At 65.6% G+C, this 14,878-nt stretch carries 17 protein-coding genes; 6 read left to right on the top strand and 11 right to left on the bottom strand.

What is annotated here, in order from left to right:
• Nucleotides 1-81: 81 nt before the first annotated feature.
• The 5 genes from BRAO375_RS08405 to coxB all read right to left on the bottom strand — a co-directional run bounded on the left by BRAO375_RS08405 (nt 82) and on the right by coxB (nt 4,587).
• Nucleotides 82-717: a cytochrome c oxidase assembly protein gene (locus BRAO375_RS08405; protein WP_035639603.1), complete on the bottom strand. Its 636-nt coding sequence runs from the start codon at nt 715-717 to the stop codon at nt 82-84.
• A gap of 36 nt (nt 718-753) precedes the next feature.
• A complete protein-coding gene (locus BRAO375_RS08400) occupies nt 754-930 on the bottom strand; it encodes a cytochrome c oxidase system small membrane protein (protein WP_009027033.1) in 177 nt (58 codons plus the stop codon).
• A 21-nt stretch (nt 931-951) separates the two neighbouring features.
• On the bottom strand, nt 952-1,890 hold the full coding sequence (locus BRAO375_RS08395; RefSeq protein WP_009027032.1) for a heme o synthase: 939 nt from the start codon (nt 1,888-1,890) through the stop codon (nt 952-954).
• Between the two features lie 171 nt (nt 1,891-2,061).
• Nucleotides 2,062-3,675 (bottom strand): cytochrome c oxidase subunit I, encoded by a 1,614-nt coding sequence (gene ctaD, locus BRAO375_RS08390; RefSeq protein WP_009027031.1) that lies wholly within the window; start codon nt 3,673-3,675, stop codon nt 2,062-2,064.
• Between the two features lie 72 nt (nt 3,676-3,747).
• Nucleotides 3,748-4,587: a cytochrome c oxidase subunit II gene (gene coxB / locus BRAO375_RS08385; protein WP_009027030.1), complete on the bottom strand. Its 840-nt coding sequence runs from the start codon at nt 4,585-4,587 to the stop codon at nt 3,748-3,750.
• A 476-nt stretch (nt 4,588-5,063) separates the two neighbouring features.
• Here coxB and BRAO375_RS08380 point away from each other — a divergent pair, with 476 nt between their 5' ends.
• The gene (locus BRAO375_RS08380; protein ID WP_009027029.1) at nt 5,064-5,690 is read left to right on the top strand and encodes an invasion associated locus B family protein; all 627 of its coding nucleotides are present in this window, start codon (nt 5,064-5,066) and stop codon (nt 5,688-5,690) included.
• 75 nt (nt 5,691-5,765) lie between these two features.
• Here the strand turns inward: BRAO375_RS08380 and BRAO375_RS08375 are convergent, their stop codons facing one another.
• Complete coding sequence (locus tag BRAO375_RS08375; protein WP_009027028.1) at nt 5,766-6,266, bottom strand: GNAT family N-acetyltransferase; 501 nt, start codon at nt 6,264-6,266, stop codon at nt 5,766-5,768.
• 84 nt (nt 6,267-6,350) lie between these two features.
• Between BRAO375_RS08375 and tldD the strand changes: the two genes are divergently transcribed.
• From tldD to BRAO375_RS08355, 4 genes are all read left to right on the top strand, one after another.
• Nucleotides 6,351-7,775: a metalloprotease TldD gene (tldD, locus tag BRAO375_RS08370; protein ID WP_009027027.1), complete on the top strand. Its 1,425-nt coding sequence runs from the start codon at nt 6,351-6,353 to the stop codon at nt 7,773-7,775.
• Nucleotides 7,772-8,563, top strand: a complete 792-nt coding sequence (gene lepB / locus BRAO375_RS08365) for a signal peptidase I (RefSeq protein WP_009027026.1) — start codon at nt 7,772-7,774, stop codon at nt 8,561-8,563. Before tldD ends, lepB begins: the two co-directional genes overlap by 4 nt.
• A 9-nt stretch (nt 8,564-8,572) precedes the next feature.
• Complete coding sequence (locus BRAO375_RS08360; protein WP_009027025.1) at nt 8,573-8,911, top strand: MmcQ/YjbR family DNA-binding protein; 339 nt, start codon at nt 8,573-8,575, stop codon at nt 8,909-8,911.
• Between the two features lie 80 nt (nt 8,912-8,991).
• Complete coding sequence (locus tag BRAO375_RS08355) at nt 8,992-9,561, top strand: nucleotidyltransferase family protein (RefSeq protein ID WP_009027024.1); 570 nt, start codon at nt 8,992-8,994, stop codon at nt 9,559-9,561.
• A gap of 183 nt (nt 9,562-9,744) precedes the next feature.
• Here BRAO375_RS08355 and BRAO375_RS08350 read toward each other — a convergent pair whose 3' ends face one another.
• The 5 genes from BRAO375_RS08350 to BRAO375_RS08330 form a co-directional block, all read right to left on the bottom strand.
• Complete coding sequence (locus tag BRAO375_RS08350; protein ID WP_009027023.1) at nt 9,745-10,461, bottom strand: cytochrome c biogenesis CcdA family protein; 717 nt, start codon at nt 10,459-10,461, stop codon at nt 9,745-9,747.
• A gap of 6 nt (nt 10,462-10,467) precedes the next feature.
• The gene (locus tag BRAO375_RS08345; RefSeq protein ID WP_009027022.1) at nt 10,468-10,869 is read right to left on the bottom strand and encodes a thioredoxin family protein; all 402 of its coding nucleotides are present in this window, start codon (nt 10,867-10,869) and stop codon (nt 10,468-10,470) included.
• 131 nt (nt 10,870-11,000) lie between these two features.
• On the bottom strand, nt 11,001-11,663 hold the full coding sequence (locus BRAO375_RS08340; protein WP_009027021.1) for a PAN domain-containing protein: 663 nt from the start codon (nt 11,661-11,663) through the stop codon (nt 11,001-11,003).
• 266 nt (nt 11,664-11,929) lie between these two features.
• Complete coding sequence (locus BRAO375_RS08335) at nt 11,930-13,300, bottom strand: glutamate--cysteine ligase (protein WP_009027020.1); 1,371 nt, start codon at nt 13,298-13,300, stop codon at nt 11,930-11,932.
• 96 nt (nt 13,301-13,396) lie between these two features.
• Complete coding sequence (locus BRAO375_RS08330; RefSeq protein ID WP_009027019.1) at nt 13,397-13,885, bottom strand: MarR family winged helix-turn-helix transcriptional regulator; 489 nt, start codon at nt 13,883-13,885, stop codon at nt 13,397-13,399.
• A gap of 144 nt (nt 13,886-14,029) precedes the next feature.
• On the opposite strand from BRAO375_RS08330, the gene gstA reads away from it, so the two are divergent.
• Nucleotides 14,030-14,644, top strand: a complete 615-nt coding sequence (gstA, locus tag BRAO375_RS08325) for a glutathione transferase GstA (RefSeq protein WP_009027018.1) — start codon at nt 14,030-14,032, stop codon at nt 14,642-14,644.
• Nucleotides 14,645-14,878 lie beyond the last annotated feature (234 nt).

The raw sequence follows: 14,878 nt of genomic DNA, 5'->3' as shown, positions 1-14,878 counted from the left end.
TCTCTCCCCAGATCGATGCCGGTCGCCCCGGCACGGTGTCGTTCAACAGCAATGGTCCCCGGATCTCGGACGGCCGCGCGGTCATAGGTTGCCCCGCGGCTTGTCCGGCTCGCCCGCGGCGACCGGCTTGGGCTCGGCGTCGCGGACGGGATAGAAAGTGTAGGACAGCGTGATCGTCTTCAGCCCGTCGTTCTCGTGATCGGCCGTGATCGCCGGATCGACGTAGAACACGACCGGCATCTCGCGGGTCTCGCCCGGAGCCATGGTCTGTTCGGTGAAGCAGAAGCAGTTGATCTTCTGGAAATAGGCACCTGAGGTCAGCGGAGTCACGTTGTAGGCGGCCTGCGCCATGGTGGTGCGCGCCGACTGGTTGGTGACCTTGTAGTAGACCGTGACGACCTCGCCGATCGCGACCTCGATCTCGGTCTTCTCCGGCTCGAACTTCCAGGGCAGCCCGCCACCGACATTGGCGTCGAACCGGACGCCGATGCGGCGCGCCAGCGGCGCGGACGACGGCGTCGAGGTCGCCACCTGCGTGGTACCGTTGAAACCGGTGGCGCGGCAGAACCAGTTGTAGAACGGCACGGCGGCGTAGGACGCGCCGACCATCAGCACCACGACGGCCCCGCAGATGGTGCCGACCAGCGCGTCGCGGCCAATGCCACGGCGCGGCGCAACCTGTACGGCCGTCGGAGGGGTCTGGTCGTCGCTCGCCATTGTCTCGGTCTGCCTCACACCGTCCTGCATCGAACGCTACATCGGCCGCTTCAGCACGATCGGGCCCTTCACCATGGTCACGGCGAAGAACAGCACCACGAGCACGCCAAGCGCCAGAGCGATCGCGATCGACCGCCGGCGGCGGCTGCGCAGCTGCGCCTCGGTGAGGACGACGCCCTCGGGCTCGTTCGGATCGACCATCGCGGTTGCCATGCCTTCCTGCCCCGCGCCCCCTTACCAGATCAGCGGCGCGATCATCCGCGCCACGGCCTCGAGCCCGAGCGTCGCGAACAGCGCGAACAGATACAGGATCGAGAAGCCGAACAGCTTGCGGTTGGCGCGCAGCGATTGGCTGCGCTCACGCTTGCGGAACACCTCGATGGCGAGCCACAGCATGCCGGTGCCGAGCGCGAGCGAGACGACACCGTAGACGGCGTCGAAATAGCCGAGCGGCCACGGCGCGGCGGCGATCGCCACCAGCACGATGGTGTAGAGAAGGATCTGCAGCCGGGTCGCATCCGGACCGGCGACCACGGGCAGCATCGGCACGCCGGCGCGGGCGTAATCGTCGGTGCGGAACAGCGCCAGGGCCCAGAAATGCGGCGGGGTCCAGAAGAAGATGATCAGGAACAGCCAGAGCGGCTCCGGCGCAACCGATCCGGTCGCCGCGGCCCAGGCCACCACCGGCGGCAGCGCGCCGGCGGCGCCGCCGATCACGATGTTCTGCGCCGTCCAGCGCTTCAGCCACAGCGTGTAGATCACGACATAGAAGAAGATGGTGAAGGCGAGCAGCGCGCCGGCGAACCAGTTGACGAGGATGCCGAGCGTCAGCACCGAGAAGAACGACAGCGTGATTCCGAACGCCAGCGCCTCCTGGCGGGTCACGCGTCCCCGCGGGATCGGGCGGTTGGCGGTGCGCGACATCAGCGAGTCGATGTCGCCTTCCAGCGCCATGTTCAGCGCGCCCGACGCGCCGGCGCCGACGGCGATGCACAGCAGCGAGGTGATCGCGAGCACGGGGTGAAAATGGCCGGGCGCGATCAGGAGGCCGATCAGCGCCGTGAAGATCACGAGCGACATCACCCGCGGCTTCAGGAGCGCGAGATAATCGCCAACATCGGCCTCGGAAATCCGCGGGTCGACGGCGATGGCGTTCTGATCAATGACCGACACGACGAATCCAGACTTCAATTCAAAGGGCGCCGGACTCTTGCGCGGCAGCGCAGGTCAGCACGTTGGCTTCGGAGATCCGGCCGCTACGCCCAAGGGGTCCGCCCAGGGGCGCGTCGGCTGGCAGATATCGATGCGGCGCCGAAGCGGCGCCGCATCGGAGGCCGTCGGGGCTTACTGCACCTTCGGCAGCACCTCGAACTGGTGGAACGGCGGTGGCGACGACAAGGTCCATTCCAGCGTGGTCGCGCCCGGTCCCCACGGATTGGCCGCCGCCTGCTGCTTGCGCATGAAGGCATCGACCACGCCGTGGATGAAGATCAGCACGCCGAAGGCCGAGATGTACGAGCCGACCGACGACACCAGGTTCCAGCCGGCATAGGCATCCGGATAGTCGATGTAGCGGCGCGGCATGCCCGAGAGGCCGAGGAAGTGCTGCGGGAAGAACACCAGGTTCACGCCGATGAAGGTGACCCAGAAGTGCGCCTTCGCGATGCCCTCGTTGTACATGTAGCCGAACATCTTCGGGAACCAGTAGTACCAGCCCGCGAAGATCGCGAACACGGCGCCGAGCGACAGCACGTAGTGGAAGTGCGCGACGACGTAGTAGGTGTCCTGCAGCACGCGGTCGACGCCGGCATTGGCCAGCACCACGCCGGTGACGCCGCCGACGGTGAACAGAAAGATGAAGCCCACGGCCCACAGCATCGGCGCGCGGAACTCGATCGAGCCGCCCCACATCGTGGCGATCCAGGAGAAGATCTTCACGCCCGTCGGAACCGCGATCACCATCGTCGCCGCGACGAAATAGGCCTGCGTCGCCGAGGACATGCCGACCGTGTACATGTGGTGCGCCCAGACCACGAAGCCGATGCCGCCGATCGCGACCATGGCGTAGGCCATGCCGAGATAGCCGAACACGGGCTTGCGCGAGAAGGTCGAGACGATCTGGCTGATCATGCCGAAGCCGGGCAGGATCAGGATGTACACTTCCGGATGGCCGAAGAACCAGAACAAGTGCTGGAACAGCAGCGGGTCGCCGCCGCCGGCCGGATCGAAGAAGGTGGTGCCGAAATTGCGGTCGGTCAGCATCATGGTGATGGCGCCGGCGAGCACCGGCAGCGACAGCAGGAGCAGGAACACCGTCACCAGGATCGACCACACGAACAGCGGCATCTTGTGCAGGGTCATGCCCGGCGCGCGCATGTTGAAGATCGTCGTGATGAAGTTGATCGAGCCGAGGATCGACGACGCACCGGCGAGATGCAGCGACAGGATCGCGAAGTCCACCGCCGGTCCCGGATGGCCCGAGGTCGACAGCGGCACGTACATCGTCCAGCCGGCGCCGACGCCGTTGGCGCCGGGCTCGCCCTCGACGAAGGTCGAGGTCAACAGCAGCGCGAACGAGGCGGGCAGCAGCCAGAACGAGATGTTGTTCATGCGCGGGAACGCCATGTCCGGCGCGCCGATCATCAGCGGCACCATCCAGTTGCCGAAGCCGCCGATCATCGCCGGCATGACCATGAAGAAGATCATGATCAGGCCGTGCGAGGTCACGAACACGTTGTAGGTGTGGTTCTCGTGGAAGAGCTGCACGCCCGGATACATCAGCTCGATGCGGATCGCGACCGACATGGCGAGGCCGATGATGCCGGCGCACACCGCGAAGATCAGATACATCGTGCCGATGTCTTTGTGGTTGGTCGAATAGACCCAGCGCCGCCATCCGGTCGGATGGTCGTGCGCGTGATCGTCATGGCCGGTGTGGGTCGCTACGTTCGTCGCCATTGTCCAATCCTCAGTGTCCCCGTGGGCCGCCGCCTGAAGCGGCCCTCAATCTTTTAAGCGTTCGTCCCCGCGTTACTGCGACACGCCCGCAGCAGAGGCGTAGGTGCTCGTGGGCGCGCTGGCGTACTTCTTCTTGGCGTCCTCGACCCAGGCGGTGAATTCCTGGTCGCTCACGACACGCACGGCGATCGGCATGTAGGCATGGTCCTTGCCGCACAGCTCGGAGCACTGACCGTAATACATGCCGACCTTGGTCGCCTTGAACCAGGTCTCGTTGAGACGGCCGGGAATGGCGTCGATCTTGATGCCGAAGGACGGCACCGCGAACGAATGGATGACGTCGGCGCCGGTGGTCTGGACACGAATCACCTTGTTGACCGGCACGACCATCTCGTTGTCGACGGCGAGCAGGCGCGGCTTCTTGTCCTGCGCCATCAGCGAGTCGAACTCGAACTTGCCGTTATCGGGATAGGCGTAGCTCCAGTACCACTGCTTGCCGGTGGCCTTGATGGTCAGATCGGCCTTCGGCACGTCCAGCTCGAGGAACAGCAGGCGGAACGACGGCACCGCGATGGTGACGAGGATCAGCACCGGGATCAGCGTCCACGCCACTTCGAGCAGCGTGTTGTGCGTGGTGCGCGACGGCACCGGATTGGCGCGCGCATTGAACTTCACGACCACGGCGACCAGCAGCGCCAGCACGAACAGCGTGATGATGGTGATGATCGTCAGCAGCAGCCCATGGAACCAGGTGATGTTCTCCATCACCGGCGTCGCGGCTTCCTGCAGCTTGTACTCCCAAGGCGCCGGCTGCCCCGTTTCAGCAAACGCCGATCCACCCGACACGAGCGTCATGCCCGTCACAGCCAACTTCAGCAAGCAGGCGCCCAATTGGCCTTTCGACATCTTCATGTCGTCGCGCTCCCTTCAGAACTTTCCCCCTCAGCGCACCGCGCGATTCACGCGGCACGCCGTCGATCCGCTCTCCTGACAATTGGCCTTCGGGCGGACGCTTCAGAAAAGCACCTGGGCCAGTTCACTGGAATGACGAAATCTTTCTTCTCAAACCATAATTCTTGACCTATCGCAATGCAGTCTTAAGCCGGATATCGCGTGCGATGCTCTCGGTGACGGCCCATCGATTTTTCCGAGAAATTGCCGCAGCCCGTGGTTTCGCGGACAACGGGCGCTTGACAGCCGTGCGGCGCGATGTAGGCAACGGGCCATGGTCGTTTGCGGCGCTGATTCGGCGAGACGCAGCGGTCCTGCACCAGGGGTGCGGCCTTATTTCGTATCGTTTCGTGCCGTACGCTGCTGGCGCTGTCCTCATGACGCCATCATTGCCGTATCATGGCGTCGGATGCGCAGATCACCCACAGGAAATTGTCATGGCGCCGACCCGGCTCAGGGTTTCAACGGACAGGACAGCTGACATGTCGACCCCAGCTGCGAATGACTCGCGCGGTTTGTGCCGATTCAGCGCGGTGCGCGCGCGACTCACCACGCGCGTCGCTGCCATGGCCGGTGTCGCGGCCGTCGCATTGGCGCTGGCGACTGCAATCAACATGCCGCACGCGGCGCATGCGCAGGGCGCGGTGCGCTCGGTGCATGGCGACTGGCAGATCCGCTGCGACACCCCGCCGGGTGCGCAGGCCGAGCAGTGCGCGCTGATCCAGAGCGTGGTCGCCGAGGACCGTTCCAATGCCGGCCTCACGGTGATCATGCTGAAGACCGCGGACCAGAAGAGCCGGCTGATGCGCGTGGTCGCGCCGCTCGGCGTGCTGCTGCCGTCCGGCCTCGGGCTGAAGCTCGACAATCAGGATGTCGGCCGCGCCGGTTTCGTGCGCTGCCTGCCTAACGGCTGCGTCGCCGAGGTGGTGCTGGAGGACAAGCTGCTGGGTCAGCTGAAGACCGCGAAGACGGCGACCTTCATCATCTTCGAGACGCCGGAAGAAGGCATCGGATTTCCGCTGAGCCTCAACGGCCTTGCCGACGGATTCGACAAGCTGCCCTGACGTTGCGCCAGCTTGACATCACAGCCTCGCACATTGACGTGATCAGACCGCCGTCGGACCGGCCTGCGCGCCGCGTCAGCCGCGCGCATCCAGCGCCAAGGCCATGACCAGTAATGTGCGGTCGAAGCCGTCATTGCCGGCTTCCCGCGGCTGCACGGCTTTGAGGAGGAAGCCGGCCTTCTGGTACAGCCGGATCGCATTGGTGTTGCCGCGATAGACGGTGAGCTCGACGCGCGAGAAGCCTGCCGCCCGCGCCGCCTCCAGGGACGCGTCCATCAGCCGACGTCCGAGGCCCTGGTGTCGGAACTGCGGCAAAAGGCCCATGCCGAGCACCCCGACCCGGGCATCGATTGGCCCCGATTTGGGCGTCACATCGCACCAGCCGACGACCTCCCCGGCCGAGAGAGCGACGAATTGCGGGTACCCTTCGTGGATGTTGTTCAGAATGAAGGCGCGCGTCGACTCCAGCGGCGGCGCCTGCACGAAGGACAAATAGCGGCGCTCGCGCGCGACGCAGTCCAGCGTGCGATGGAAGCTCTCGATGTGAGCGGCCGTAATGGGAACGATCTCAACCATGTCAGTTCGGTAATCATCCTGCCCCTCGCGCCCCGGCGTCAAAACAACTATCTTGGAATGAACGCTCCGACAACGGATTGACCCATGACAGCTCCAACCACCTCCCTGCTCGAGCGCGCCAATCTGGATCGTGATGCGGTCCGGAGCGAGGTCGCGCGCGGCCTGGCCGGCGCCGATGACGGTGAATTGTTCTTCGAATACAGCCAGACCGAGGCGCTGACCTTCGACAGCGGCCGGCTCAAGCAGGCGACCTACGACACCAGCCAGGGCTTTGGCCTGCGCGCGGTGAAGGATGATGCGGTCGGCTACGCCCATTCCTCCGACGTCTCGCTGCCGGCGCTGATGCGCGCGGCGGACGCGGTGAGCGCCGTGCGCGGCGGCTATTCCGGGACGTTCGCGAGCCCGCCGCCGCACACCAATGTCCGGCTCTACGCCGACGACAATCCGCTCGACGCGCCGGGGTTCGAGAGCAAGGTCAAGCTGCTCGGCGAGATCGACGCCTATCTGCGCGACAAGGATCCGCGCGTGCGCCAGGTGACGGTGAGCCTGGGCGCGACCTGGCAGGTGGTCGAAATCCTCCGGCCCGACGGCGAGAGCTACCGCGACATTCGCCCGCTGGTGCGCGTCAACGTCTCCGTCGTCGCCGGCCAGGGCGACCGCCAGGAGAGCGGCAGCAAGGGCTATGGCGGCCGCGAGGCCTATGCGCGCTTCATCGAGACCAAGGCGTGGCGCGAGGCCGCCGACGGCGCGCTGCGCGAGGCGCTGGTCAATCTCGAATCCGTCCCCGCCCCCGCCGGCGAGATGGACGTCGTGCTCGGGGCCGGCTGGCCCGGCGTGATGCTGCATGAAGCCGTAGGCCACGGCCTCGAAGGCGACTTCAACCGCAAGAAGACATCGGCCTTCGCCGGCCTGATGGGCAAGCCGGTCGCCGCCAAGGGCGTGACGGTTGTCGATGACGGCACCATGGCCTCGCGCCGCGGCTCGCTGTCGATCGACGACGAAGGCACGCCGACCAGCCGCACCGTGCTGATCGAGGACGGCATTCTCGTCGGCTACATGCAGGACCGCCAGAACGCGCGCCTGATGAACATGGCGCCGACCGGCAACGGCCGCCGCCAGGGCTATGCGCATGTGCCGATGCCGCGCATGACCAACACCTACATGCTGGCCGGTGAGCGCGACCCGGCCGAGATCATTGCTTCCGTGAAGAACGGCATCTACGCCGTGAATTTTGGCGGTGGCCAGGTCGACATCACCTCGGGCAAATACGTGTTCCAGTGCACCGAGGCCTACAAGATCGAGAACGGCAAGGTCGGTGCGCCGGTGAAGGGCGCGATGCTGATCGGCAACGGCCCGACCGACCTCAATCGCATCAGCATGATCGGCAACGATCTCGCGCTCGACACGGGCATCGGCACCTGCGGCAAGAACGGCCAGGGCGTGCCGGTCGGCGTCGGACAGCCGACGCTTCGCATGGATCGCATCACGGTGGGAGGCACGGGCCGATGAGCCTCGACAAGATGTCCACGGGCAAGGTCAGCACCAAAGCCCCACGCAAGGAGGCGACGTGGGGCGGGCAGATCGCGCAGCTCGCTGCTGTGGTCGCGGTCGTGTTCCTCGCCAAGGGCGCGATCGCCGAGCCGTTCTACGTGCCCTCGGGCTCGATGGAGCCGACGCTCCTCATCGGCGATGCACTGCTCGCCTCCAAATTCCCCTACGGCTACGGCACCTCGTCGCTGCCGATGCAGATCACCTTGCCTGAGACGGGCCGGCTGTTCGGCGAGACGCCGAAGCGCGGCGACGTCGTCGTATTCCGCTGGCCGGGCGACACCTCGCAGGCCTGGGTCAAGCGCGTCGTCGGCCTGCCCGGCGACCGCATCCAGATGCGCCAGGGCCAGCTCTACATCAACGGTCAGGCCGCCCAGCTCAAGCCGGACGGCATCGGCGATGCGGAGGACGACAGCGGCCGCAATGAGCCGGCCTATCGCTACGTCGAGACGCTGCCGAACGGCGTCTCGCATCTGATCTTCAAGATGCGCGACAACGGCCGGCTCGACAACACGCCGGAGGTCACCGTCCCGCCCGGCAAGCTGTTCGTGCTCGGTGATAACAGAGACAACTCCGCCGACAGCCGCGTCTCGCTGCGCGACGGCGGCGTCGGCCTGCTGCCGATCGACAACCTCGTCGGCCGCGCCGATGCCGTGGTCGGCTCCTGGGATCTCGGCTTCAAGAACCAGCCGGTCTGGTCCTGGCTGTCCGGCTTCCGGCTCGATCGCTTCTTCACCGCGGTGCGCTGAGAGGCGGCAGTGACCTTCGACGATGTCAGGGCACTCGCGCTGGCATGGCCGGAGGTCGAGGACGGCACGTCCTATGGGACACCGGCGCTGAAGGTACGCAAGAAGATGCTGGCGCGGCTGAAGGAGGACGGCGACAGCCTCGTCCTCCCCGGCGTGCCGCCGGACGAGCGCGCGATGCTGGTCGAGAGCCGGCCAGAGCTGTTCTACTTTACCGATCACTACCGCGACTATCCGATCGTGCTGCTGCGGCTCTCGAAGGCGGGGCGCGCCGACGTGGAGCCGCTGCTGCGGCGACAGTGGCGGGCGCTGGCGTCAAGGAAAGCCGTCGCTGCGCTAGATGGCTGTTGAGGCTTTTTGTTTCCCACATCGATTAAATGACTACGGCAATGTTCGCGTGAGCGGACGGTATTTGCATGCTATCAACGGACATGATCGAAGACGACTTCGTCACGTCAGCGCTTCGTAATCCGGTCAACGCGGCGATCATCGATGTGCTGCGCGCGACGGCATTGCCGGATGCGTGGCTCGTCTCGGGATGCCTCGTGCAGACGGTCTGGAACGTGCGGACGGGACGCGCCGTCGACCATGGCATTCTCGACTACGACGTGTTCTATTTCGATCCGGATACGTCATGGGATGCAGAAGACGCGGTGATCCGGCGCTTCGCGTCAGAACTGGCTGGCGTCGCGGCAAAGGTGGAAGTGCGCAACCAGGCACGTGTCCATCTCTGGTATCCCGCCAAGCACGGCCGCCCCTACCCGCCTTTGACACGATCGACCGACGGCATCGACCGCTTTCTCACCGCCAACACGCAAGTCGGGATTCGCGCTGTCGGCGACAGATACGAAGTCTATGCGCCGAAGGGCCTCGACGACATCGATCGGATGATAGTCCGGCCGAACTCCACGGCCAATTTCTCGGTGGCGAACTACACCGCCAAGGCGGCGCGCTGGAAGGCGTTGTGGCCGGAGCTCAAGGTGATCGCCCCTGACGAATGATCGAACCGTTGCGGTGCGCGGCGCAACAGCTCTCTCCACGCGTCATTCCGGGGCGCGCGGAGCGCGAACCCGGAATCCATTGATCGTCAGTGCGCGCGGCCCGATGGATTCCGGGCTCGTGCCGCTGTGCGGCCCGCCCCGGAATGACACCGCGGGTGTCGCACGGCAGTTGCCCCGCGCTCGCTAGATCGACGTCGTCAACTCCGTCAGCCACGCCGGCGAGATCGCGACCAGCCACGCCTCGAGCTGCTTGTCTGCGCCGCTGAGGATCGCAATCGCGACGACCACGAACGCCGCACCCATCAGCATCTTGCCGAGCTTGCCGGCGGACAGCAGCCGCTCCCGTAGCCGCATCGTGGTGCTTCGCGACACCATTCCAAGCGCGACCAGGGGCAGGCCGGCGCCAAGCCCGAACGCCAGCATCGTGACGGTCACGCGAACGAGGTCGTGCCCCTGCGAGGCCAGCAGCGACGCAGCACCCAGCGTCGGCCCCACACAGGGCGACCAGACCGAGCCGAGCAGCAGCCCGATCATGAACTGACCGCCCGCACCTGACCCCGCGAAACCCTGCGAGTGCTGGTCAGCCCAGCGCTGGACCGGACCGCCGGCGACGGCCAGCTGCGCCTGCCAGGCCGGTACCAGGAGCACGATGCCGATCACCAGCATGAGCACAGCCGCGACCACGCGGAACGCGCCGGCATCCAGACCCAAGCCATTGCCGGCGAGCGCGATGAACAGGCCGATGGCGGTGAACGACACCGCAAGGCCCGCGGCGAGCGCGAGCGCACCGCGCGAATGCGCTGAGGCCGCCGCGCCGAGCACGATCGGCACCAGCGGCAGCACGCAGGGCGACAGGATCGAGAGCAGGCCGGCCACGAAGGCCAGCGCCAGCGCGACCATGGCGCGTTACAGGCTCTTGTCGAGCAGCGCGGAAATCGAGGCTTCCTTGGTGTCGCCGACGGAGCGGCCGGTCTCGCTCGCGCCCTTGAAGACGATCAAGGTCGACTGCATCTGCGCGCCAAAGCCTTTCACCACCGGCTTCTGGTCGTCGAAATCGACGCGGAAGATCTTCAGCTCCTTGAACTTCGGCTCGGCCGCGAGCTTGTCGATGATCGGCTTCTGCGCCTTGCAGGTCGGGCACCAGCCGGCATGGATCTCGATCAGAATCGGCTGCCCGGCGGTCTGCGCGGCCTTGAAGGCGGCGTCCGAATAGGGCGTGGTGTCGACGGCGAACGCCTGCCCGAGCCCGGCAACGGCGACAGTGGTAGCGACAGCTGCGGCGGCAAAGAACTTGCGCGAAAACGTCATGGCGAACCCCGATTTCTGCGTTGCGACTGACAGCCGGCGGTGAAAGCCTCCGGAGCCGCAACCCAGTACGCGCAGAACCGCTGCAATGTTACCTGCCGACCGAGAAAAATCCGGAGTTGGGATCCGCGGCTTCAGCGAACAACGCCGGACGTGAATCCGGCCCGGCGCCGCGGCGGCTTGATCTCCTTCTTCAGGAAGCAGTGCGCCTCCTTGCCGGCATAGCCCGGCCGCGCAAACGTCCAGGCGCGGCACTTGTTGTCGCCGGTGCAGGCGGCCTTGCAGATCTCCTCGGCGTCGGCGGCCTTCTCATCCTTCTTGTCAGCCGCCTTGTCGCTCGCCTTGTCGCCGCCCTTGTCGGCAGCCTTCTCGGCCTTGTCGCCGCCCTTCAGATCGGTGGTCTTGATGTCGAAGCTGCGATAATCGCCGCCGGGACGATCGATCGAGGTCTCCACCGCATCGTTGCGGACCTCGACGACGCCGGCACCGCGCACTCCGGAGACGCAGCAATTGTCGGGCACCCGCGCCGGCACACTGTTCTTCAACCAGCACACCGCGCCCGCTTCCATCACGGTCGGATAGTTGAAGCTCCAGGCACGGCAGCGCCGGTCGTGCTCGCACAACAGCGCGCAGTCGGCGGGATCGCCGGAGGCGATCGGCGCGCTCATGTAGTCGCCGCCGGGGCGGTCCGAATAGGTCTGGGCCTCGGCGGATGTCAGGCAAGCAACGGCGAGCAGGCACGCGAATGCCCGCAGCCATGCCCCGATGAGACGCCCCGCGCGACGCCGCTGAACCATTGGACCCATTGTTAACGTTCGAGTTTTTCTGGCGTGTTCTTGGACCGTCATTTGATGGCCACGAACCTGTATGGCGGATGAACAGGTCCGGCCGATCGGAACAGCCAAAGGCGAAGCCGCGGCAGAGAGCGGCCAAAACGGACGCAGGACACATCACGAAACAAAATAGTCATCAGGTGCCGCGCTGGCTGCGCGCAGCGGAACCCGGCGCAGGTGCGGCCAACGAGACAGCCGCGCGTCGCGATGCTCACCGCAATCGCGGATGATCAGAACGCATATTCGTCATAGGCGGGCTCGATCGAGCCGTGCCAGGGACCATTGTACTTCTCCAGCATCTCCTCGGCGGGCGAACGGCCCGACGCGATGATCTGGTCGAGTGGCTCGAGATAGCGGCTCTCGTCGCGGCCGAGATGGTCGACGCGGTTGCGCCGGCGCAGGCCGTGATGCGCCAGGGTCAGGCACTCCTTGGCGACCTCGAACACATAGCGATTGCGGATGCGGGCCTTGAAGCCGAGGCGGGGCACGTCGTCGCGCAGGTTCTGGCGCTCGAACGCCGTCCAGTCCTTGACCAGGTCCCATGCGGCGTCGAGGGTGGTGTCGTCATAGAGCAGGCCAACCCAGAATGCCGGCAGCGCCGGCAGGCGGCCCCACGGCACGCCGTCGGCGCCGCGCATTTCGAGATAGCGCTTCAACCGCACCTCGGGAAACGCGGTGGAGAGATGATTGGCCCAGTCCGACAGCGTCGGACGCTCGCCCGGCATCGCCGGGTTCTTGCCGTCGAAGAAATCCCGGAACGACGTGCCGGAGACGTCGATGTAGTTTTCCTCGCGCTTGACGAAATACATCGGTACGTCGAGCGCGTAGTCGACCCAGCGCTCGAAGCCCATGCCGTCCTCGAACGCCCAGGGGATCATGCCCGCGCGCTGATTGTCGGTGTCGCGCCAGATCTCCGAACGGAACGAGAGATAGCCGTTCGGCTTGCCCTCGGTGAACGGCGAGTTGGCGAACAGCGCGGTCGCGATCGGCTGCAACGCCACCGAGACACGCAGCTTCTTGATCATGTCGGCTTCGGAGGAGAAGTCGAGATTGGTCTGCACCGTGCAGGTCCGGAACATCATGTCGAGGCCATAGCGGCCGACCTTCGGCATGTAGCCGCGCATGATCTTGTAGCGGCCCTTGGGCATCACGGGGATTTCCTCGCGCGTCCAGGACGGCGTCATGCCGAGGCCGAGGAAGCCGATGCCGAGCGGGGTCGCGATCTCGCGCACCTGCGCCAGATGCGCCATCAGCTCGCTCTGGGTCTGGTGCACGGTCTCGACCGGCGCGCCGGAGAGTTCGAACTGGCCGCCCGGCTCCAGCGAGATCGCGCCGCCGCCGGTGACGTCATACAGCCCGATGATGTTGCCGCGCTCCATGATCGGCTCCCAGCCGAGCAGCAGCTTCATGCCCTCGAGCAGCGCGCCGATGCCGCGCGCGCCCTCGTACGGCACGGGGCGGTGACCGTCGAGCGTGAACGGCGTCTTCTCGTGCTCGGTGCCGATGCGGAATGCCGACGGCGGCTTCACGCCGGCTTCCAGCCACGCCACGAGCTCGTCGCGCGACTGCAGCGGGGTCATATCGATCTGGTCACGCGCCATGGGAGTCTCGGTTCAGAAGCGCTTCGACGGTCGCGCGTGGTGACAGGACGGGCCGCGGACCCCTTGGGGCCGCGGCTGTGAATGAGTGCCAATGCTTCATCGGGTCGACGCGCCCTCTCCGGCCGCCAGGGGCGCGGCCTGCCCGCAGGAGCAGCCGAGCCGGTCGAGCAGCGTGCAGAGCTTGGCAGCATCCGCATCCGACAGCTTGGAGCCGACATGCTTCTCGATCGCCGCCGAATAGGCCGACCACATCCGCTTCTGCAACTCGCGGCCGGCCTCGGTGATCTCCACGAACTGGCCCCGCTTGTCCATCTTGCATTCGCGCCTGATGACCAGACCTTCGTCGACCAAGCGGTCGATCAGCCGCGAGGTCGAATATTGCGGGATCAGCATCTGCCGCTCCAGCTCGACCGGACGCAACTCGCCCGAGGGGGCCCGCGACAGCTCGAGAAGCGCATCATACCACGCGAGCGGGGGGAAACCGGCCTTCTTGAGCTCCTGCTCGACGCAGTCCAGCACCCGGCTCTGGACCCGCATCAGGCGGATCCAGGCGGCGGTCGCCTCGGTCGATGGTTTGCGTTTCATGGGCCGGCTCGTATCCTCAGGTCCTCGTTCTAGCGCATTCGATGCAGCTGCATCAATCTTGACTATTCCATGCACCTGCATGTAAGGGCGGGTGGTACGCCCGGTCGGTTCCAGCAAAAAAAGGTCTCACGGAGGGAATACAAGATGAAGCTTTATTATTCACCCGGCGCCTGCTCGCTCTCGCCCCATATCGCCCTGCTCGAGGCCGGCCTGCCCTACGACCTCGTCAAGGTCGATTTGCGCGCCAAGACCCTGGAAAATGGCGACGATTATCTCAAGGTCAATCCGAAGGGCCAGGTGCCCGCCCTGGGGCTGCCGAGCGGCGAAATCGTGACAGAGGGACCGGTCATCGTCCAGATGATCGCCGACCAGGCCAAGGACAAGGGATTAGCGCCGGCGCGCGACAGCGGCGAGCGCTACAAGCTGCTGGAGTGGCTGAACTTCATCACGTCCGAGCTGCACAAGAATTTCGGTCCGATGTTCTCGCCAGTGCTCGCCGACGAGGCCAAGGCGTTCTTCAAGGACCGGGTGATGAGCAAGTTCAAGTACATCGACAGCCAGCTCGCCGGCCGCGACTATCTGATGGGCAGCCAGTTCACCGTCGCCGACGGCTATCTGTTCACGATCCTGACCTGGGCCGAGCGCATGAAGTTCGATCTCTCGGCGATGCCGAACCTGGTGGCCTACAAGAACCGCGTGGCGGCCCGGCCGAAGGTGCAGGAGGCACTGACGAAGGAAGGGCTGATGAAGGCGGGGTGAGCATTAGCTTCTTATAAAGCGATCGCGACGCCACGACGCCGGTGAGCTCCCCTCCCCCTTGCGGGGAGGGGTTAGGGGTGGGGGTCCACACGGGGACTCTGCGTGAGTCCTCCCCCTCAATCGATAGCTAACTTCGAGAACCCGCTGGGAATGCCGGGCACGACTTGCGGACTACCTTCGTGCTGGAAGCGGCCGAATGAAGAGGTCTCCACCAACTAAGACCTTTTCCTGAGA

Source organism: Bradyrhizobium sp. ORS 375 (genome assembly GCF_000239775.1).
Lineage (GTDB): Bacteria > Pseudomonadota > Alphaproteobacteria > Rhizobiales > Xanthobacteraceae > Bradyrhizobium.
Note: the sequence above shows the minus strand (reverse complement) of the source record. Positions and strands in the feature narration are given on the sequence as shown.